The organism is Pseudomonas sp. HD6422, assembly GCF_025377065.1.
Taxonomy (GTDB): domain Bacteria; phylum Pseudomonadota; class Gammaproteobacteria; order Pseudomonadales; family Pseudomonadaceae; genus Aquipseudomonas; species Aquipseudomonas putida_U.
The window spans coordinates 89,458-110,200 of sequence record NZ_JAHWIW010000018.1 but is presented as its reverse complement, the minus strand read 5'-3'; the positions used below and the strand labels follow the sequence as shown (position 1 = coordinate 110,200).

Sequence of the window (20,743 nt, the reverse complement as noted above, 5' to 3'; positions counted from 1 at the left end):
TCAGGCGACTCCACAGAGTTGGCGCAGCAGCGCGGTGTCCAGATGGTTTTCCACCAGGTCCGCAAGGCGTTCGATGTCGCGTTCGCGCAGGGCCTCGTAGTCGACCGTCTGCACATCCTCAAGGCCTGCCCAACGCAGCAGGGCTGCACAGGACGCACTGCCCTCGAAAAGGCCATGCAGATAGGTCGCGAGAATCTGCCCATCGGCGCTGATCGCACCGTCGCAACGTCCATCGGCAAGCTGTAAGGCAGGGTGTTCCAGCGCCGGGCCGCTGGTCACGCCAGCATGAATCTCATAGCCGGCAACCGCCGCTTTCTCCAGGTTCAAGGTGCCGGCGACGTTGCGCAGCTGCTTGTCGGCTTCCAGCACCGTGGCGTAGTCGAGCAGGCCAAGTCCAGGGCTGGACCCAGCCGGGCCTTCCAGGCCTAGCGGGTCGTGCACCTGGTGACCGAGCATCTGCAAGCCTCCACAGATGCCGATGAGCTTGCCGCCATAGCGAAGGTGCCGGGCGATGGCGCTGTCCCAACCGCGCGCACGCAACTGAGCCAGGTCACCGCGCACGCTCTTGGAGCCGGGAAGGATGATCAGGTCCGCCGGCGGAATCGGTTGGCCGGGGCCGATGAATTGCAGGTCCACCTGCGGATGCAGGCGCAATGGATCGAAATCGGTGTGGTTGCTGATGCGCGGTAGCACCGGGACGATCACCTTGAGCACCCGCTCACCCTTGACCGCCTGGCGCACGTCGATGGCGTCCTCGGCTTCCAGGTGCAGGTCGGTGACATATGGCAGCACGCCCAGCACCGGTTTGCCGGTGCGCTGTTCCAGCCAGTCCAGGCCCGGTTGCAGCAAGGCGATATCACCCCGGAAGCGATTGATGACGAAACCCTTGACCCGCGCCTGCTCGCTGGGCGAAAGCAACTCGAGGGTACCGACCAGGTGGGCGAACACGCCACCGCGGTTGATGTCGGCCACCAGGATCACCGGGCAGTCGACCGCCTCGGCGAAGCCCATGTTGGCGATATCGCCGGCACGCAGATTGATCTCGGCAGGCGAGCCCGCCCCTTCGACCATCACCACCGGAAAGGCGGCGCCCAGGCGCTGGTGCGACGCCAGAACCGCCTGCATGGCGATGGCCTTGTAGTCGTGGTAAGCCACTGCATTCATGCTGGTGACCGCACGGCCATGGATGATCACCTGGGCCCCGGTATCACTGTTGGGCTTGAGCAACACCGGGTTCATATCGGTGTGCGGCGCCAGCCGGCAAGCCTGGGCCTGCACCGCCTGGGCCCGGCCGATCTCGCCACCGTCGGCGGTAACGGCACTGTTGAGGGCCATGTTCTGCGGTTTGAACGGCACCACGCCGATGCCCTGGCGCAGCAGCCAACGGCACAGGGCGGTGACCAGCGTGCTCTTGCCGGCATCGGAGGTGGTGCCTTGCACCATGAGGGTGGTCATGCCGTTTCCTTCTGATAGGCGGCCAGCGCCTGGGCCAGGCGTCGTTCGTCCGCGTCGTTGGCGGGCAAGCCCAAGCGCAGCGCCGCAGGCTGCTCGAACAGCCGCACGAGGATGCCGCGGCGGGCGAGAAAATCATGCAACTGCGCGGCGCGTTCGCAGCGTACGTACTGGAACAGATCGCAGCCGCCGGCTGGCGCCAGGCCGTGCTCACGTAACAACGTGGCCAGGCGCTGGCTGGCTGCATTGCAGCGCACGATCTGGCGACCATGGGCGGCCTGATCGGCGAAACAGGATTGCGCCAGCACCCGGGTCGGGCCGCTGACGGTCCACGGCCCGAGCGACTCGGCCAGACGCTGCAACAACGGCAGATCGGCGACCACGCAGCCCAGCCGCACCCCGGCCAGACCGAAGAACTTGCCGAACGAGCGCAACACGATCAGGCCCGGGCGTTCGGCGCAGTCGATCACGCTGAGGGCAGGCGTGTTGTCCATGAACGCCTCGTCGACCACCAGCCAGCCACCCCGCGCAGCCAGCCGTGCATGCCAGCCCAACAAACGCTCGCGCGCAACGCAGCGGCCAGTGGGGTTGTTGGGGTTGACCAATACCAGCACGTCGAGGCTGTCGATCGCTGCATCTACCGCGTCATCATCGAGTTCGACCAACCTGTGTCCGGCGCGCTGCCAGGCCAGTGGATGCTCGGCATAGCATGGCGACAGCACGCCGACCCGGCCCACGGGGCGTAGGGTCGGCAAAGCCTGGATCGCAGCCTGCGAACCAGCCACCGGCAACAACTGGCGGACGCCGTAGTAGCCCCGCGCCGCCTCTTCCAGGCCATCCTCGGTTTCCGGCAGGCGGGCCCACGCCTCCAGCGCAATCGACGGGATCGGGAACGGCCAGGGAGCAATGCCGCTGGACAGGTCCAGCCAGTGCTCACGCGCGATGCCGTAATGCCGCACCGCCCGCAACAGGCGGCCACCGTGTTCAAGCATAGAGATAGCCTCCCAGCGCGATCAGCAGCAACCACAACCAAACGCCACGCTGTACCAGGGTCCAGCCACGCTCGATGGCGTCGGCGTCGGCCATCGGTCCCTCGCCCAGGCACGGGCGCTCGTGCAACTCGCCGTGATACACCGCAGGCCCGCCCAGTTCGACCGCCAAGGCCCCGGCACCGGCTGCCATCACCGGTCCGGCGTTGGGGCTGTCCCACCGCGGCGCCTGCTGGCGCCAGCAGCTCAGGGCCAGACGGGTCTTGCCAAGCACCGCGTAGGTCAGCGCCACCAGCCGTGCCGGGACGTAATTGAGGACGTCATCGATGCGTGCCGCGCACCAGCCGAAACGCTCGAAGCGCTCGTTGCGATAGCCCCACATGGCGTCGAGGGTATTGCTCAGGCGATACAACACCACGCCGGGGGCGCCTGCCACCACGAACCAGAACAGCGCGGCGAATACCGCGTCGCTACCGTTCTCCAATACCGACTCGGTGGCCGCTCGCGCCACGGCGGGCTCGTCCAGCTCACGGGTTTCCCGGCTGACCAGATAGCCAACCCGCCGCCGCGCCTCCGCCAGATCGCCCAGGCGCAGGGCATTGGCCACCGGCAGCACATGCTCGCCCAGGCTGCGCAGCCCTAGGGCGCAGTACAACGCCAGCACGTCCACCAGCCAGCCGATACCGGGCAGCCAGGACAGGATCAACGCCACCAGAGTCAAGGGCACCACGGCCAGGAACCAGGCGCTCACGCCATGGCTGCGCCAGCCTCGCCCACCGGCATTCAGACGCCGCTCCAGGCTCGCGGCCAAGTTACCGAAGCCCACCAAGGGGTGACGCCGCTTCGGTTCACCGAGCAAGGCATCCAACGCCACCCCCGCAACGGTCAGCAAGGCCACGCTCATGGTTGCTCTCCCCAACGGTTTTCAAACAGCATGTCGCTCAGGGGCCTCTCTTCGGCCCACTGCTCCTGTACCAGCATGGGCGCGGCGTAGAATTCGTGGACCGGCCCCAGACACAGCACAGCCACCGGCTTGGCCCCGGCGGGCATGCCCAGCAGCTCGGCCAAAGCCTGCGGATCGAACAACGATACCCAGCCCATGCCCAGCCCCTCGGCCCGGGCTGCGAGCCAGAGGTTCTGGATAGCGCAGGCGAGCGAGGCCAGGTCCATTTCCGGCAGGGTGCGGCGACCGAAAATGTGCGCGTCGCGCTTGTCCATCAAGGCCGCCACCAACACTTCGGCGCAGTCATCGATGCCTTCGACCTTGAGCTGCATGAACGCGTCGGAGCGCTCGCCCAGTGCCTCGGCCGTGCGTACCCGCTCCGCTTCGACCAGCTCCTGGATGCGCCCGCGCAGCTCGCGCTGGCTGATACGGATGAACCGCCACGGCTGCATCAGGCCGACACTGGGAGCCTGGTGCGCGGCGGCCAGCAGTCGGTGGAGCACTTCAGGGGACACCGAACCTGCAGCGAAATGGCGCATGTCGCGACGCTCGCCGATGACCCGATAGATGGCTGCGCGCTCGGCGGCGCTATAGGCGTGCTCGCTCATGGTCGCAGCAGCGCCGCCGTCGCTTCGGGGCTGGAGGGGAAGTAGAAGTGCACATACGAGGCGGTCAGGCGCCCCTGACGATAGACCGCTTCGTTGCCACGCCCGCCATTCGGGCTCTGGCCGCGAGCGATCGGCTGCAGTTCAGTACTGGTCAGCGAGTGGTGGTAGGTGTGGCCCCGCAAGGTGCCTTCGGGCAATTCCACCGCTTGCAGAGCCAAGGCCGCCAGACGCTTCTGCATGGTCGCCTCGCCTGCCAGCAGGCCGAGCAGCTCAGCGCGCTCACCGGCCACATCGGTCAGTGCCTCGAGCAGGTAGAGCATGCCGCCACACTCCGCCAGCAAGGGCTTGCCGGCAGCGTGGTGAGCGCGTATCGCCTCGCTCATCGGCGCGTTGGCAGCCAGTGCGTGATGGTGCAACTCGGGATAGCCACCCGGCAAGTACAGGCTGTCGACCAATGGCAATTCGCGGTCGTGCAACGGCGAGAAGAATTCCAACTGCGCGCCCAACTGGCGCAACAGGTCGAGGTTGGCACCATAGGTGAAGGCGAACGCCTCGTCCCGCGCCACGCCGATGCGCACGCCGGTCAGCGAGGCGGCGAGCGCTTGCGGCTCGGGTTCGGCGAAGGCCACTGGTGGCGGCAGGGCAGCATCGCAACTGGCGCCGAGCGCTTCGGCGGCAGCGTCCAGGCGAGCATCCAAATCGTTGAGTTCGCTGGCCTGCACCAGGCCCAGATGCCGACTGGGCAACTCGATACCACGCTCGCGCGACAGCCCGCCATACCAACGCAGGCCTTCGGTCAGGCTGCCTTCGAGCAGTTGCGCGTGACGCAGGCTGCCGACGCGGTTGGCCAGCACCCCGGCAAACGGCAGATCGGCCTGATAACGGGCCAAGCCCAGGGCCAAGGCGCCAAAGGTCTGGGCCATGGCAGTGCCATCGATCACCGCCAGTACCGGCACGCCGAAATGCCGCGCCAGGTCGGCGCTGGACGGGGTACCGTCGAATAGGCCCATGACCCCTTCGATGAGGATCAGGTCGGCATCCCCCGCTGCTTCCCACAACAGGCGGCGGCTTTCCTGGGCACCGATCATCCACAGGTCGAGCTGATAGACCGGGGCGCCACTGGCGCGCTCGAGAATCATCGGATCGAGAAAGTCAGGCCCGCACTTGAACACCCGGACCTTGCGCCCGAGGTTTCGGTGCAGCCGGGCCAACGCCGCGGTGACGGTGGTCTTGCCTTGACCGGAGGCCGGAGCCGCGATCAACACAGCCGGGCAGTGACGCGCTTGGCTCACAGTTCGACGCCCTTCTGCGCGCGGATGCCGGCCTGGAAGGCATGCTTGAGCATGCCCATCTCGGTCACGGTGTCCGCCATGTCGATCATTTCTGGCTTGGCCGCACGACCGGTGACGATCACATGCTGCATGGGCGGACGGGCCTGGAGGTCGGCCAGCACCTGATCGAGATCGAGGTAACCATGCTTGAGGGCGATGTTCAGCTCGTCGAGCACCACGAACTGCACAGAAGGGTCCTGCAACAACTGACGCGAAACCGCCCAGGCCGCTTCAGCAGCGGCGATATCGCGCTGACGATCCTGGGTTTCCCAGGTAAAGCCTTCGCCCATGACGTGGTAGCGCACCTGTTCGGGGAAACGCCGGAAGAACAGCTCTTCGCCGGTGCTGTTGCGGCCCTTGATGAACTGCACCACACCACACTGCATGCCATGACCCAAGGCCCGGGCGAGCATGCCGAAGGCCGAGCTGCTCTTGCCCTTGCCGTTGCCGGTCAAGACCAGCAGCAGGCCGCACTCGTTGGGGGAATTGGCGATACGCTCGTCGATGACCGCCTTCTTGCGCTGCATGCGCGCCAAGTGGCGTTCGTCGCGTTCGGTGGATTCGCTCATCAGGGGTCTCCGCTGGCTGACGCCACGGGAAAAAGCGGCGACAGATCGATAGGCAGGCAAACGGAGAACGCGCAGGAGCCGCGGCCACGGGCCACGGTGCACCGCGCATCACCCTCCGTGATGCCGTTGGCAGTAACAGGCCGGTCTCCGGGCTCGTGAGTGGGAACGGGTCCCAGGCCTGCGCGCCTTCCCGGGTACCGCTACCCAGTGGCCATGCGCGACCATCATCTCACCTACCGTTGCGGGGGCAGCGCCGGAATCGCGCCTTGCTGGCGCCCACCGACTTCCCAGTTTCACCCTGCCCAGACAAGCTGGCAGGGCACCTGAAACACGCCGCGAAGGTTAGAGGGTTGCACCCGGAGCGTCAATCGAACACGGGTGAATCGGCCCACACCCGATCGCCCGCCCCGGTTGGCAGCGCCGATCAGGCGCCGAAAAAGCGCTCGACCAGTTCCGCGTCACCCAGGCGCTGGGTATAGGCCGCTTTGTCGAAGGCCTGACCGGTGCGCAATTCGTACACTACGGCATCCTGTGGCTTGGCCACCTGGCGTAACTTGACCTTGAGGAACCGATAGTCCACACCGGCGATTTCAGTCAGCGCCTCGATGCGAAAGTACGAGCCGGGCAAGAACAAGGTCTCCGACTCGAGACGGTTGGCCGAAAACGCCGTTATCGGTACCCCCTTGCTGTAGGCCCCCGCGGGCAATTCAAAGACCACCGAGGTGTCGTCGAACAAACCGGCCTGGCCACTGCTCGCCTGCTGCTCGGGGTCGGAGGCGAACTGCCGGACTTCGTACGGATTTTCAGTGAAGGACATCAGGTCGGTGTTGACCAAGGTGTCCCCCACCTGCAACGGCCCGCCGCGCAGCGCCTGGCCACTGGTGCCGCGCACCCCATGACCCCCGCGGAACAGCGGCACCTGTGGGCTGGTTGGCAGCAATTCCATCGAGTCAGCGAGCTTGTTGAGGAAGGAGACTTCATCGGCAGCCGTGAAATCGCGGGTACCGTGGCGCAGATAGTCGTTGATCGAGTCGTCCGCCGTGTAGATCTCGATAAGCCCGTTGCGGTATTGGCCATCGAGCTTGTAGGTGTACTCGGGCACACCTTCATCATCGGCATAGCTGAAGCCTTCGCCATCGACGTGAAGGTCGGTTTCATGCTCCACCTGGGCAATCTGCTGCCCTTCGAGCAACGCTTCATGTCGCGCCAGAGCTGCATCGGACATGGCGACGCTGCGCGCTTCGTCGAGGCGCATGTACTCGTCCCAGAACGCAGACGGTTCGGCGCTGGACACTACCGGTGGCGACCCGCCGATCAAGCGCGGTGGCTCCAGCAAGCGCCATCGGCCCTGAGCATCCAGACGCACCGGACGCAGGGGGCCGAAGGCGAACGGATTGTCAGGGTCGACGATCAGCCAATGCTTGAGCTCATTGCTGTAACGCACACGGTAAGGCAGTCCGTCCAGTTCGATCCAGCAAGCGCCGTTGTCGCCGACCCGGATGCCACGCAACTCGTCGCTGCCAACCCACTTGTCGTCGAGGACTTCATTACCCTCCTGCCCCCGCAGGGCTTCCTGGGGCGAAGCGGCTTCGCTCCACTCGGCCAAAGAGACCTCCGCTTCATGAAACGGCGACATGTAGGCAACGGAAGCATGGCTGGCCAGGGTCGCAGCGTTCATTTCCACCATGCTCAAGGTGACGAAGATCGCATCCATGATGGCCGCGCGGAGACTGGCGTTGCGCTCGCGCAGCGTGCGCGCCTGGGTGACCAGGTCGAGGTCGACCGCCAGCTTCAGTGTGCCCACCGCAGCGCCGGCCAGACCCAGACCACCCAGCAGGGGCGCGAAGTAGCAGGCAAAGCGAATCCCGACGGCGAGGTAGCCGCTGAACATCGCTTCGCGCAAGCGGTGGTTGTCGGTGATCATTTCAGCGGTGCGGCGCATGTTCTGCGCGGCATCCGCTGCTAGCTTGGCGAACAGACCTCCGCTAACCGGCCTGCAGCGCGCCTGGATCAGCGCCCACGCGCTGACGTCGTCGGCGCTGTCGGCCAACTGCCGCAGTGCGGTACGGGCAACATCGGTATCGACATCCAGGCTTGGATCAGGTGCCACCTGTTGCAGTACCTGATCGAAGCCTGCCGGCGTCTGCAAGCGCAGACGCAGCCAATGCGCAAGGTCGTTGCCGCTGGCAAAGGCGCGCAGTGGTTGGCGGTCGTAGGGCATGTACCACACCACGCGCCCCTCGGCACCGTGCAACAGGTAGAACCCGGCAGTGCCCAGGGCGGTGCCCGGGTAAGCATTGACCGACCAAAGACCGGCGCTGGCGCCTGAGCGCAACAGCGCCATCGTCGGCACCAGGCTGGCATCGGTGAACGCTTGCGCCACCTCGGCACGCAGGGCATCGGCATCCTCGCTGCCGATCAAGCCGTCGCGCTGGGCAGCCTTGCACTGGGCAAGCCAGCTGACCTTGGCCAGCAATTGGAAGCCCTGGCCATGGGCGACCCAGAATGCGTCAACCTGCTCGCGGACCTGCTGGCCGAAATCCAGCGCCCAGAAATCGTGCTGAACATCCCGCCCCAGCAGCGGTACTTCATTGTGCTCGTCGAAGGCGGTGGCATCGGGCCCCTGACGATAGAAACCGCCATACAGCTCGAGCTCGTCGCTGGCCTCCTGAAAGCCCGGGGAGAAGCGCTCGATCATCAACTCGGTAAAGCGCAACGACTTGATCGGCCGCTGATAGTGGACGAAACCGGTGAAACTGCGCGGGCTCGAGACGGCCGTATTGAATTGGTGCCACCACACATGATCCGGATCCCATTGCTTACCGGTGTGGCGTTGCAGGATCGTGCGGGCCTGACGACGGGCGAGGGTCAGGGGCTCGGGGTAGTCACGCAGCAGGTCGTCCGCGAGCTTGGCAAGCTCACGCGCACACCCCATTACCTTGAGGTTGTGCCGCAACCCAGCTAGAACATCCAGCATGATCGTCTCCAAGAACATTGAAAGGAGACGACATGCTGACCAGCCCCACGCCCGAGGAGGCGTTAGATAGTTAGGGCGCTGCCTTCAGGCCGGAAAAAACCGATCGGCCAATGCCTGCACGCGCAGCCTGAGGCTGAACAGCGCCTTGTCGAACAACTCGCCGGTGCGCAGATCGTAGACCGGCCCGGCGGCCGGCTTGGGAATCTCGCTCAGCGATACCAGGATGAAACGATAGCCCTCTCCATACACCTGCTTGAGCGCCTCGACACGAAAGTAGTGGCCGGGCAGGAACAGGGTTTCCGCTTCGTCCCAGTACATTGAGAACGCGCTGATCGGTGTGCCGCTCTGGTAGTGCCCGGCGGGCAACTCGAAGATCACAGAGCTGTCATCGAATCGCCAATGTTGCTCGCCCTCGTTGATCAACTCGGCAGCGAAACCCGGAGCCATGTAGGGGTTCTCGGTGAAGGAGGTGAAGTCGGTATTGATCAGCACGTCGCCGACACCAACCCGACCGTCACGGAAATGCAACCCGCCCGTACCTCGATGGGTACTGCCACCTCTGAACAGCGTGACTTCATTGTTGCTTGGCAGCTCCTGCAAGGTATTGGCCAGATCCCTGATGTAATCGTCCTCGTCACCATAGCGATAGCTGCCTGTGCGGAACACATCGTTGATTTTTGCATCGCTGTCGGTGTAGTACTCGATCAAGGCATTGAAATAGCGCCCATTGGCGTCACGATAGCTGTACTCCGGGACGCCATCCTTCATCAGGCAATCCAGACCGTGGCTGTCCAGGTCCGGTACCTGAGTTGGGCTCATCGTGGTGATAGTGGCGTCCTTGAGCAAACGCTTCTGGCGACCCAGGGCGCGGGCCGACACGGTTTGACTGCGGGTACCATCGAACTTGACGTATTCGTCCCAAAGCGCCGACTGCTCGCTGGGCAGAACCGTGTTCTGCGGCGGGCTGACGCCAGCCAACGCCGGTCGCTCGAGCAACTGCCACTCGCCATTGCCATCGAGCTTCACTGGCCGTAACGGCGCGAGCGCGAAAGGGTTGTCTGCCGGCACGATCAACCAGGTTGCCAGGTCCTGGCTGTAGCGCACGCGGTAGTTCAAACCGTGCATGGCGATCCAGGTACTGCCATCGGAGCGCACCTGGATGCCCTGGAGGGGGCCTTCGCTGATCCGCTCCGCCAGCAGCAGTTCGTTGACGTCGATGTCCGCCAGCAACAGGTTCGGCGATGCGGCCACCCGCCACTGGCCAAGCGAGGCATGGGCTTCATGCATCGGCGCCTGAAAAGCCAGCAGGGCGAAGCTGGACTGGAAGCCGAGATCGGACAGGTACAGCGCACCGAACAGGCTTTCGAGCATGGCCTGGCGTAAGGCATCCTTGCGCGCTTGCGCATCCCTTGCACGGGCTGCGGCATCGACGTCGAGCGCCACCTTGACGAAGGTTGCGCCGAGTATGGTCAGTGCGACAGGCCATCCCAAGGGCGCGAACCCGGCGAACACGTTGAGAAACGCCGAGAGGTAACCGCGCAGCATGGCCTTGCGCAGGTCATCGTTGGCGAGCATGTCCCGGCCATTGCTCACCAACTCCTGGCTCGCTTGCTCGGCCATGTGGGCAAAAAGACTGCCCTGGAGCGATCGCTGCCTGAACTGCAAGACCGCCAAGGCACCGTCGTCCGTTCGGCTGTTGGCCAGGCTGCGCAAAACCCCTTTGGCTTCGACGAGGCGAGCCTGATCCCGCAGATCTTCCACCGCCGCCTCGGCGTAGGCGGTCAGCATATCTTCGTCACGCAGCTCCTGGCGCAACCACTTCACCATCGCCATCTCGTCGGCGAACCCGCGTAAGCCATCCACCGCCCAGGGTCGCCACAGCAGACTGCGACCATCATTGGCCTGCAAGGTGAAAAAACAATCCCGGCCCTGGCTGACCAACTCGCAGGACTTTATCGTCAGCTCCGTCGACAGACTTTGCTCACGCAGCTGCTCGACCGTCGGCATCTGCCGCGGCGCCAAACCGGCGATCACCAGGTTACGCAGGCGTGCCAGGTCGGTCGTGCCGATACGCCCTGCCCGGCCGGCCCGCTCGCCATGGGCGAGCAACGTGACCTTGGCGAGCACGCGAAACTCGTCGCCATAAGTGGCGATGAATTGCTCGACCGTACTCCGGTACTGCGCGGCGAAGTCCAGCGCCCACAGATCCTGCTGCACCGCGCTGCCAAGCATGGCGACCTCGTTGCGCTCGTCGAATACCCTGGCATGGGCGCCCTGGCGATAGAAGCCGCCATAGACGTCTAGTTCGTCGGGCGCATATTGAAAACGCAGGTCGAAGCGCTGAATCACCAGCTCGACCAGACTGATCGACGCTACTGGCGACCCACTGTGCTGCCACCCGGAGAACGTGCGATTACTGGTTTGCGCAGTGTCGAACTGATGCCACCAGACAAAGCGTGGGTCGATCTTCCTGCCGGTGTGCTTGAGCAATAGGCGCTTGGCGTGCTCGTTGGCCGCCACGAATGGGTCCGGATAGCTTTCGAGCAGTCGGTCGATCAAATCGACCAGGGCCTTGCCATTCCCCAGAGCCTGGAAGTCATGCTGCACGCGCGCTGTTGTTTCGGTCATGTACTACCCCGATGTCGTTATCGAGCGCACATGCTTGCAGCGCACGCCTTCGACAGGCGGTACATGGCTACGACCTATCGCCGAAATCCTGGCGACGGGTCATGGTACAGGGGCATGCCGGCCAGTCAGGGGTTCTGTGCCAGGTGCCCCGAAGGAATCACGCGCTTGGCCTGCAGGTAGGCCTTGGACCAGTAGCTGTTAGAGAGGTAGTCCAGACGCACGGTGCCGCCTGAGGAAGGCGCATGGACGAAGCGGCCTTCACCCACGTAGATGCCGGCATGGCTCACCTGCGAACCGCCATTGGTGGCGAAGAACACCAGATCGCCCGATTGCAGCGCATTGAGCGGCACGCTTGGCGCACGCATGACGATCATGTCCCGGGTGGTACGGGGCAGGCTGATGCCAGCGGCATCACGGTAGACATAACCGATCAGACCGCTGCAGTCGAAGCCGGCATCCGGCGTATTGCCGCCCCAGCGGTACGGCGTGCCGACCAGACCGATCGCGCGGATCAGCACGTCGGCCGCCACCGGCGAGGCCTCGGCCTGGCTGTTGTAGCTGACCTGCGGCTGCACCACCGGCGCGGGTGCAGGGGCACGACTGGAACAGGCGGCAAGCAGTGCCGCCAGGGAGAGAATTGCAAAACGCGCCATCATCGCCATGGCCAAAGCATCCTGTCTGAGACCGAACGGCCGCAGCCGAAAAGAGTTGAGAATTTAGATTAGACGCTTTCTGTAAATGCGCACGGCGGCGAGCTTTTTTTCAAAGCATCGCCGCCGTGGGAGGATATATCAATTTGATATCAGTTGCGCGCGATATTGGTCGGCGCCATGGCCAAGGCACGCTTGGCCTCGATGAACGTCTTGCTCCAGTAGCGATCACCGAGATTATCGATGCGCACGCCACCGCTGCGGCGGCTGCTGGAATGGATGAACTGGTTGTCACCCAGGTAGATACCGGCATGGCTGACGCGGCCGCGGCCATTGGTGCTGAAGAACAGCAAGTCGCCTGGCTTGAGTTTGTTGCGGGCCACTTTCGGGGCATCGACGTTGATCATTTCGCGGGTCGAGCGCGGCAGGGTCATGCCGGCTTCTTCACGGAACAGGTAGCCGATGAAACCGCTGCAGTCGAAACCCGATTTTTCCGAGGTACCGCCAAAGCGGTAGCGGGTGCCGATCAACGACATGCCGCGCTCGAGAATGCTGTCGGCCAGTGCCGGCAACTGGTAGGGCTTGCTGCTGGAGAATGCTTGGAGGTCATCGTCAGTGGCCACTTCCTCTTCGCCGAAGACGGACGAAGCAGGCGGGCTGACCTTGGCGGCCGCTTGAGCGGTGACCGAGTGGTGATCTGCAGGTTGCGAAACCGGGCCCTGGGAGGCGCAGCCGAACAGCAGAGTCACGAGTGCGAGTGGCACGAGGGGTGCGAAGCGCTTGAGCATGGGCACGACCGTGTCTGTAATCCTTTAGAAGGATGCGACTATGCCTTCTATCAGGATCATTTGCAAATTTTATCGAAAAAGATGTGACTTTTTCTGTTTGCGGCTGCAGCCCAGGTTTTCCGGGGCCTACCAGCCCAGTGTTTCCTTGAGGAAAGGGATGGTGAGCTTGCGTTGCGCCTGCAACGATGCCTGGTCGAGACGCTCGAGCAAGTCGAACAACGCACTCATGCTGCGCGTCCCTCGGGTCAGGATGAAGTGCCCCACCTCATCGGTCAGGTGCAGGCCGCGCCGAGAGGCACGCAATTGCAGGGCGCGAAGCTTGTCCTCATCGGACATACCGCGCATCTGGAAGATCAGTGCCAGGGTCAGCCGGGACTTCAGGTCGGCGAGCTTGATCGGCAACTCCCGGGGCGAACTGGAGGCGGCCAGCAGCAGCCTTCGACCGCTGTCACGCAAGCGGTTGAACAGATGGAACATGGCCTCTTCCCAATCGGCTTTGCCGGCGATGACATGCAGGTCATCGATGCACACCAGTTCGTACTGCTCCAGGTGATCGAGCAGTTCGACACCGCGATCGAGCAACTGCGCCAATGGCAGGTAGACGGCCGGTTCGCCCAGTTGCTGAAAGCGATGGGTGGCTGCCTGCAGCAAGTGGGTACGACCGACGCCCTGTTTGCCCCAGAGATAAATCAGGCTTTCGGTCCAGCCGGCATCGGCCTCGCATAACCGCTCGACATAGCCCAACGCCGCGGCATTGGCGCCCGGATAATAGTTGATGAAGGTGGCGTCATCGCGTAGACGCACACCCAGGGGCAACTGGATCGGTTTCATGCTGACGGGCGGTCGGGGGGACCCTTGCTGAACAGTGTGCAAAGTCTATACCTGCAGCGCGGGCGGCACAATCGCACAGGCGCAGACCCCAAGGAAAATCAACGAGTTGCGCCAAGATCCGCAACCGCCGGGAGTATCCCCCCGGCTCGCTAGAGTTCCGGGTCCACATCTCCGGCATACATGTCCGAGTCTTTGTACAGCCCGTGCACATGGCGCAGCAGCACCATGATCACCGCCGCCACCGGCAGCGCCAGCAGCACCCCGGTGAAGCCGAACAGCTCGCCGCCGGCCAGGATGGCGAAGATCACCGCCACCGGGTGCAGACCGATGCGGTCGCCCACCAGCAGGGGCGTCAGGACCATGCCTTCAAGGGCTTGGCCGACCATGAACACGGCGACGATACCCAGCATCGGGTACAGGTCGCCGCCGAACTGGAACAAACCGGCCACCAGGGCTGCGCCGATGCCGATGATGAACCCCATGTACGGTACGATCGCCGCTAGCCCGGCGAGCATACCGATCAACAGCCCCAGCTCCAGGCCAACCAACATCAGGCCGGCAGAATAGATGAAGCCCAGCGCGACCATCACCAGCAGTTGCCCGCGCACGAAAGCGCCAAGCACTTCATGGCATTCCCCTGCCAGACCCACCACTCGCTCTTCACGATGGCGAGGCAACAGGCTGCGCAGCTTGGCCATCATCAGGTCCCAGTCGCGCAGCAGGTAGAACCCCACCACCGGGATCAACACCAGATTGGCCAGCCAGGCCATCAGGGCCAGGCTCGATGCCGTGGCATGGGACAACAGTACACCGACGATATCGGTAGTCTGCCCCATGTGCGCGCCGATCGCTTCCTTGATCTTGTCGAACTTCCAGAAGCCATCGGCCAGCCCGAGGCGGCTCTGGACCCATGGCAGGGCCACGTGCTGCAGCCAGTCGAGCATCTGCGGCGCCAGCTCGTAGAGGCGCAGCAGCTGCCTGGCCAGCATCGGGATGAGCACCAGCAGCAAGGCCAGCAACACCAGTGTGAACAGACCGAATACCACGATCACACCCCAGGTGCGCGACAGGCCCATGCGCTCCAGGCGGTCGACCAACGGGTCGGCCAGGTACGCCAGGAGAATGCCCACCAGAAAAGGTGACAGGATGTTATGCAGGCTGTACAGCAGTGCAGCCAGCAACAGGGCGATACCCAGCCAGATCCAACGGCGCGAATCCATCATGCTCGGCTCCCCTTACCAGCGAAAACGCAAGCCATCGAAGGGCTTGGGCGGATTCGACGGCGGTTCGCTGCCTGGGGCCGGGGTGACCTCCGGCACAGGGCTGGGGGTGGATACCGACTCGGCCGGAGCTTCCTGAAGCTTGGCCAGACTCAACTGGGCCCGTAGTTGCTCACGGTTGGCGGTCACGCCGTAGGTCAAGGTATTGCCCTCGGCCATCTGCAGGCGCGGCCCGTAAGGCTCGAGCACACGCCCCAGCTCGGCGTAACGCTGCAGGTTGACGCCCTGGAACTGCACCTGCAGTTCGCCGCTGGCACCGGGCTTGGTCACGTAGCGCGGTGCCAGGCGACTGCTCACGGCCAGCATCACGGCATCGGCCAGGGCCGCGGGATCAGAGCCTTCGGCGTTACCCTGTTCGTGCTGGTCGCCGAGCCACAATTGCCACTTACCCTGCCACTTGCCGTCCGCTTCACGGGCATGCACAGCCAGCAGCGCATCGGCGGCGTAACGCTCGGACGCGCTGCGCAGGGGGGCCACGTCGCTGCCTTCAAGTTGCTCGGCATTGGCCACCAGTTGCTCTTGCAGGTCAGCCAGCGGCAGGCGCAGTGGCAACCCGCGGTGCTGGGCTGCGCGGCGCAGGGGTTCGGCACTGGACTGGCCGTCGCCCACCAGGGTGCTACCTTCGACGGTATCGTTCAGCCACCAACCGATGATCGACGGTCGGTTGCTCCCCCACAATGCCAGGCCGGCCTGGCGCAGGGCGCGCTCGGTGCTCCCGGGATCGAACTCCACCATCAGCGATTCAGGCGGGCCGGCGTCGGTCCCGACCTGGTTGATGATCTGTTGCGGGTCCTTGCGCAATGCCGCCAACGCCGGACTCTGCACCGCCTTGGGGTCACCGGTCAGGCGCAGTACGAGGGTTTCCAGGGCTTTGCCGGTGGCCTGGGTACGTGCCTCGGCGCCTTGGCCATCGAGTGGCTCACGAACTTGATAAAGACCGGGGACGGTTGCAGCTTGCGTGGCGACGCTGGCCAGGGCCAGGCATACAGCTACCGAGATGTTGATAAAGCGCATGGGGAATTCCTGTCCGGGTGACTAATGGCGCGGGGCCCGTCGTGCTGGCTGTGACCGCCGACGAAGCGAAACGCTCCCCTTGGGCGGGCATTTCGTGCCGCAGCCTTTCCTATACCTTATACAGCCACCCGGGCGGCAACCAGTCGCAGCCCTGCAAAGCGCCTTATTTCATGTTTTGATGGCCTGCCCGTCGGCCTGAGGATGGCCGCTGCACGGCAACCCTGATAAAATCGCGCGCCTTCACAGACCTCTGACGTTTCAGGCAGCCGCCGCTTCAATGCCGGCCTTGGCCGTCGCGGTCGTTTTTAGAATCCCTCCCTCCTAAAGGCCTGGATCAATGAGCAAGCAACCCTCCCTGAGCTACAAGGACGCCGGTGTAGACATCGACGCCGGCGAAGCACTGGTCGAACGCATCAAGGGCGTCGCCAAGCGCACCGCACGCCCTGAAGTCATGGGTGGCCTGGGTGGCTTCGGCGCCCTCTGCGAGATCCCGGCCGGCTACAAGCAGCCGGTGCTGGTCTCCGGCACCGACGGCGTCGGCACCAAGCTGCGCCTGGCGCTGAACCTGAACAAGCACGACAGCATCGGCCAGGATCTGGTCGCCATGTGTGTCAACGACCTGGTGGTCTGCGGCGCCGAGCCGCTGTTCTTCCTCGATTACTATGCCACCGGCAAGCTCAACGTCGACGTGGCTGCCACCGTGGTCACCGGCATCGGTGCCGGTTGCGAACTGGCCGGCTGCTCGCTGGTCGGCGGTGAAACCGCCGAAATGCCGGGTATGTACGAAGGCGAAGACTACGACCTGGCCGGCTTCTGCGTCGGCGTGGTGGAAAAAGCCGAGATCATCGACGGCTCCAAGGTCGCCACTGGCGACGCGCTGATCGCTCTGCCCTCCTCGGGCCCACACTCCAACGGCTACTCGCTGATCCGCAAGATCCTCGAAGTCTCGGCCACCGACATCGAGAACACCCAGCTCGACGGCAAGCCGCTGACCGACCTGCTGATGGCCCCGACCCGCATCTACGTCAAGCCGCTGCTGCAACTGATCAAGAACACCGGCGCGGTCAAGGCCATGGCTCACATCACCGGTGGCGGCCTGCTGGACAACATCCCGCGCGTGCTGCCGAAAAACGCCCAGGCAGTGGTCGACGTGGCGAGCTGGCAGCGCCCGGCGGTATTCGACTTCCTGCAGGAAAAAGGCAACGTCGACGAACACGAAATGCACCGTGTGCTGAACTGTGGCGTCGGCATGGTCATCTGCGTCGCCCAGGATCAGGTCGAAGCCGCCCTGAACGAACTGCGCGCCGCCGGTGAGCAGCCATGGGTCATCGGCCACATCGCCGAGGCAGCCGAAGGTGCCGCCCAGGTCGTGCTGAACAACCTCAAGGCACACTGATGCCGAGCACGCCTTGCAACGTAGTGGTACTGCTGTCGGGTTCCGGCAGCAACCTGCAAGCCCTGATCGACAGCAGCAGCGCCGAGAACAGCCCGGTACGCATTCGCGCGGTGGTGTCCAACCGCGCCGACGCCTATGGCCTGCAGCGAGCCGCAGCCGCCGGCATCGACACGGTGGTGCTCGAGCACGCCGGGTTCGATGACCGCGAAGCCTTCGATGCCGCCCTGATGGCGCACATCGACGGCTTCGCTCCGGATCTGGTGGTGCTCGCCGGCTTCATGCGTATCCTCAGTGGCGGTTTCGTACGCCACTATCAGGGCCGCCTGCTCAACATCCACCCGTCATTGCTGCCCAAGTACAAGGGCTTGCATACCCACCGTCGGGCACTGGAGGCAGGCGACGTCGAGCACGGCTGCAGCGTACACTTCGTCACCGAGGAACTCGATGGCGGGCCCCTGGTCGTACAGGCAGTGGTACCCGTGGCGCCTGGCGACACAGCCGACAGCCTGGCCCAGCGCGTCCACCATCAGGAACACCAGATCTACCCACTGGCGGTGCACTGGTTTGCCCAAGGACGCTTGCGCCTGGGCGAACAGGGTGCGTTACTGGACGACCAACCGCTGCCGGCCAGTGGTCATTTGATCCGACCCTAGGAGAATTTATGCGTCGCGCCCTGCTCTTGGCTCTCGCCGTGCTCGCCCTGCCCCTCCAGGCAGCTGAACTGAAGCCTTTCTCGGCCAGCTACACCGCCGACTGGAAGCAGCTGCCCATGAGCGGTACCGCCGAGCGCAGCCTGGTCAAGAATGCCAACGGTACCTGGGACCTTAATTTCAAGGCTTCCATGATGATCGCCAGCCTGACCGAGCAAAGCACCCTGCGCATGGAAAACGACACCCTGCTGCCGCAGAAGTACCACTTCGAGCGCGGTGGGCTGGGCAAGGCCAAGAAGGTCGACCTGGACTTCGACTGGTCGAGCAAGAAGGTCACCGGCAAGGACCGTGGCGATGCCATCACCCTGCCACTCAACCGCGGCGTGTTGGACAAGTCGTCCTACCAACTGGCCCTGCAGCATGATGTCGCTGCCGGCAAGAAGAGCATGACTTACCAGGTCGTTGACGGTGATGAGATCGACACCTACGACTTCCGTGTACTGGGCACCGAGAAGGTGACCACCAAGACCGGCCAGGTCGATGCGGTCAAGGTCGAGCGCGTGCGCGATCCGAGTCAGAGCAAGCGTATTACCGAGCTATGGTTCGCCAAGGACTGGGACTATCTGCTGGTGCAGTTGCGCCAGGTCGAGACCGACGGCAAGGAATACGTGATCGTGCTGCAGGACGGCACCGTCGATGGCAAGTCGGTCAAAGGCAACTGAGCCAAACCTGCTACAACCCCGAAGCCCCGCCTTGTGCGGGGCTTTTTGCTGCATGGGCCAGGGTTCCATGAAACTTGTTTCATGGCCGTTTCACTTACTTAGGCTGCTAACAAACTCTATAAAGGGGTTGTGCGACACAGTGTCGCAGCCAACCTCAAGCAGTGGAGTTTAACGATGACTGTCCATGTAACTGAACGCGACGAATCGAAAATGTCCCACGAAGGCGTGGCCGCTGGCGTGCGGATCTGGGATGTGCACCAACAAGGCGAATTGGTGGGGATGTTCCACAGTGAACAGGAAGCCCATCTGTACCGTGCAGAACTCGAAGAGCTGGAAAGCCAGCGCGCTACGCAATAACACAGACTTTGCAAAGAAAACCCCGCTCAGGCGGGGTTTCTCGTCTTTACCACATCAGGTCGTCCGGGATCTTGTAGGCCGCATACGGATCGTCCTCGTCCGCTTCCTCGACATGGGTGTTGAGCAGCAGGATGCGATTGGGATCGCGCTCCTGGATCTTCACCGCCGCCTCACGCGGAATCACCTCGTAGCCGCCACCGTGAGAGACGATGGCCAGCGAACCGTTGCTCAGTTTGCTCCGCATCAACGCGTTGACGGCAATGCGCTTGACCTTCTTGTCGTCGACGAAGTTGTAGTAGTCCTCGGTGGTCAGCTTGGGCAAGCGGGTCGCTTCGATCAGTTGCTTGATCTGCGCGGCACGGGCTTTCTGCTCGGCTTTTTCCTGCTGCTGACGGTTCAGTTCCTGGTCGCGCTTGGCCTTTTCGGCCATGGCTTCCTTGGCCAGACGTTGCTGGGTGTCGTCTACCTCGACCTGGCCTTTGTGCTCCAGGCGTTTCTGTTTCTTCTCGGCCTTGTTGGCCTGGGAAACCTGTTTCTGGTTGACCAGACCGGCTTTGAGCAATTGGTCGCGAAGGGAAAGGCTCATGTTTTCACTCACTTATGCATCAGCTCAGCCGCAGCTGGGCAGGTTCTTTTCCTGACGCTTGGCTTCTCCCCAAAGGGCGTCCAATTCGTCAAGGTTACAATCTTCGATCGGTCGGCCGCTGTCGCGCAACGCCTGTTCGATGAAGCGGAAGCGTCGCTCGAACTTGCGATTGGCTCGACGCAGGGCATTTTCCGGATCGTGCTTGAGGTGACGGGCCAGGTTGACGGTGGCGAACAGCAAGTCGCCGAGCTCGTCTTCGAGGGCATCGCTGTCACCAGCGGCCATGGCCTGCAAGACTTCGTCGAGCTCCTCGCGGACTTTGTCCAGCACCGGCAGGGCGTGCGGCCAGTCGAAACCGACCGTGGCCGCACGCTTCTGCAGTTTTGCCGCACGCGACAACGCAGGCAAGGCGGCCGGCACGTCGTCGAGCAGCGAAAGCTGTTCGGGGGTGCTTTTTTCGGCGCGCTCCTCGGCCTTGATCTCTTCCCAGCGCGACTTGACCTGGGCCTCGCTCAGGCTGGGCGTATCCAGCGGCGCGTAGAGTTCGCCGGTGGGAAATACATGGGGGTGGCGGCGGATCAGCTTGCGGGTGATGCCGTCGACCACGCCGTCGAACTCGAAGCGCCCCTCCTCCCGCGCCAGCTGGCTGTAATAGACCACCTGGAACAGTAAATCGCCAAGCTCACCTTGCAGGTGCTCGAAATCGCCACGCTCGATGGTATCGGCCACCTCGTAGGCCTCTTCGAGGGTGTGCGGGACGATGCTCGCGTAGTTCTGCTTCAAGTCCCATGGGCAGCCATGCTGCGGATCGCGCAGGCGGGCCATGAGGTGCAGCAGGTCTTCGAGGGTGTAGGTCATGTAAGCAGGTCCTTCAGTGACAACCTCTTCGCGGGGCAAGCCCGCTCCCACCGTTACCCTGCTTGAACCAGGGTGCATTCCACCTGTGGGAGCGGGCTTGCCCGCGAAGGGCGC

At 63.8% G+C, this 20,743-nt stretch carries 19 protein-coding genes and 1 riboswitch; of the genes, 4 read left to right on the top strand and 15 right to left on the bottom strand.

Annotation, left to right across the window (positions count from 1 at the left end):
* The 13 genes from KY379_RS15045 to KY379_RS14985 form a co-directional block, all read right to left on the bottom strand.
* Positions 1–1,455: a cobyric acid synthase gene (locus tag KY379_RS15045; RefSeq protein ID WP_133331777.1), complete on the bottom strand. Its 1,455-nt coding sequence runs from the start codon at positions 1,453–1,455 to the stop codon at positions 1–3.
* Positions 1,452–2,444 (bottom strand): threonine-phosphate decarboxylase CobD, encoded by a 993-nt coding sequence (cobD, locus tag KY379_RS15040; protein ID WP_196173540.1) that lies wholly within the window; start codon positions 2,442–2,444, stop codon positions 1,452–1,454. Before cobD ends, KY379_RS15045 begins: the two co-directional genes overlap by 4 nt.
* Positions 2,437–3,345: an adenosylcobinamide-phosphate synthase CbiB gene (gene cbiB / locus KY379_RS15035; RefSeq protein WP_261240614.1), complete on the bottom strand. Its 909-nt coding sequence runs from the start codon at positions 3,343–3,345 to the stop codon at positions 2,437–2,439. Before cbiB ends, cobD begins: the two co-directional genes overlap by 8 nt.
* Positions 3,342–3,992, bottom strand: a complete 651-nt coding sequence (gene bluB / locus KY379_RS15030; RefSeq protein WP_133331774.1) for a 5,6-dimethylbenzimidazole synthase — start codon at positions 3,990–3,992, stop codon at positions 3,342–3,344. Before bluB ends, cbiB begins: the two co-directional genes overlap by 4 nt.
* The gene (locus tag KY379_RS15025) at positions 3,989–5,284 is read right to left on the bottom strand and encodes a cobyrinate a,c-diamide synthase (RefSeq protein ID WP_133331773.1); all 1,296 of its coding nucleotides are present in this window, start codon (positions 5,282–5,284) and stop codon (positions 3,989–3,991) included. The genes bluB and KY379_RS15025 overlap by 4 nt, the downstream gene beginning before the upstream one ends.
* Complete coding sequence (gene cobO / locus KY379_RS15020) at positions 5,281–5,892, bottom strand: cob(I)yrinic acid a,c-diamide adenosyltransferase (RefSeq protein WP_133331772.1); 612 nt, start codon at positions 5,890–5,892, stop codon at positions 5,281–5,283. Before cobO ends, KY379_RS15025 begins: the two co-directional genes overlap by 4 nt.
* A gap of 120 nt (positions 5,893–6,012) precedes the next feature.
* Positions 6,013–6,234, bottom strand: a riboswitch (cobalamin riboswitch).
* Between the two features lie 82 nt (positions 6,235–6,316).
* Positions 6,317–8,869, bottom strand: a complete 2,553-nt coding sequence (locus tag KY379_RS15015; protein WP_196173536.1) for a dermonecrotic toxin domain-containing protein — start codon at positions 8,867–8,869, stop codon at positions 6,317–6,319.
* A gap of 84 nt (positions 8,870–8,953) precedes the next feature.
* Positions 8,954–11,497, bottom strand: a complete 2,544-nt coding sequence (locus KY379_RS15010) for a dermonecrotic toxin domain-containing protein (protein ID WP_133331770.1) — start codon at positions 11,495–11,497, stop codon at positions 8,954–8,956.
* A gap of 125 nt (positions 11,498–11,622) precedes the next feature.
* The gene (locus tag KY379_RS15005) at positions 11,623–12,159 is read right to left on the bottom strand and encodes a C40 family peptidase (RefSeq protein ID WP_133331769.1); all 537 of its coding nucleotides are present in this window, start codon (positions 12,157–12,159) and stop codon (positions 11,623–11,625) included.
* Positions 12,160–12,299: 140 nt separating this feature from the next.
* Positions 12,300–12,935, bottom strand: a complete 636-nt coding sequence (locus KY379_RS15000) for a C40 family peptidase (RefSeq protein WP_261240615.1) — start codon at positions 12,933–12,935, stop codon at positions 12,300–12,302.
* 126 nt (positions 12,936–13,061) lie between these two features.
* The gene (gene hda / locus KY379_RS14995) at positions 13,062–13,766 is read right to left on the bottom strand and encodes a DnaA regulatory inactivator Hda (RefSeq protein WP_133331767.1); all 705 of its coding nucleotides are present in this window, start codon (positions 13,764–13,766) and stop codon (positions 13,062–13,064) included.
* A 149-nt stretch (positions 13,767–13,915) separates the two neighbouring features.
* Positions 13,916–14,989, bottom strand: coding sequence for an AI-2E family transporter (locus tag KY379_RS14990; protein ID WP_133331766.1), 1,074 nt, complete (start codon positions 14,987–14,989; stop codon positions 13,916–13,918).
* Positions 14,990–15,001: 12 nt separating this feature from the next.
* Positions 15,002–16,060, bottom strand: coding sequence for a DUF2066 domain-containing protein (locus KY379_RS14985; RefSeq protein WP_133331765.1), 1,059 nt, complete (start codon positions 16,058–16,060; stop codon positions 15,002–15,004).
* 337 nt (positions 16,061–16,397) lie between these two features.
* Between KY379_RS14985 and purM the strand changes: the two genes are divergently transcribed.
* From purM to KY379_RS14965, 4 genes are all read left to right on the top strand, one after another.
* Entirely contained in the window at positions 16,398–17,456 is a 1,059-nt protein-coding gene (purM, locus tag KY379_RS14980; protein WP_261240616.1) for a phosphoribosylformylglycinamidine cyclo-ligase, read from the top strand.
* On the top strand, positions 17,456–18,109 hold the full coding sequence (purN, locus tag KY379_RS14975) for a phosphoribosylglycinamide formyltransferase (RefSeq protein ID WP_133331763.1): 654 nt from the start codon (positions 17,456–17,458) through the stop codon (positions 18,107–18,109). Before purM ends, purN begins: the two co-directional genes overlap by 1 nt.
* 8 nt (positions 18,110–18,117) lie before the next feature.
* A complete protein-coding gene (locus tag KY379_RS14970) occupies positions 18,118–18,828 on the top strand; it encodes a DUF3108 domain-containing protein (RefSeq protein ID WP_133331762.1) in 711 nt (236 codons plus the stop codon).
* A gap of 174 nt (positions 18,829–19,002) precedes the next feature.
* A complete protein-coding gene (locus KY379_RS14965) occupies positions 19,003–19,185 on the top strand; it encodes a hypothetical protein (protein WP_133331761.1) in 183 nt (60 codons plus the stop codon).
* A gap of 46 nt (positions 19,186–19,231) precedes the next feature.
* Here the strand turns inward: KY379_RS14965 and KY379_RS14960 are convergent, their stop codons facing one another.
* Both KY379_RS14960 and mazG read right to left on the bottom strand, forming a co-directional pair.
* Entirely contained in the window at positions 19,232–19,771 is a 540-nt protein-coding gene (locus KY379_RS14960) for a DUF2058 domain-containing protein (RefSeq protein WP_133331760.1), read from the bottom strand.
* A 24-nt stretch (positions 19,772–19,795) separates the two neighbouring features.
* The gene (gene mazG, locus KY379_RS14955) at positions 19,796–20,629 is read right to left on the bottom strand and encodes a nucleoside triphosphate pyrophosphohydrolase (protein ID WP_133331759.1); all 834 of its coding nucleotides are present in this window, start codon (positions 20,627–20,629) and stop codon (positions 19,796–19,798) included.
* Between the last annotated feature and the right edge of the window lie 114 nt (positions 20,630–20,743).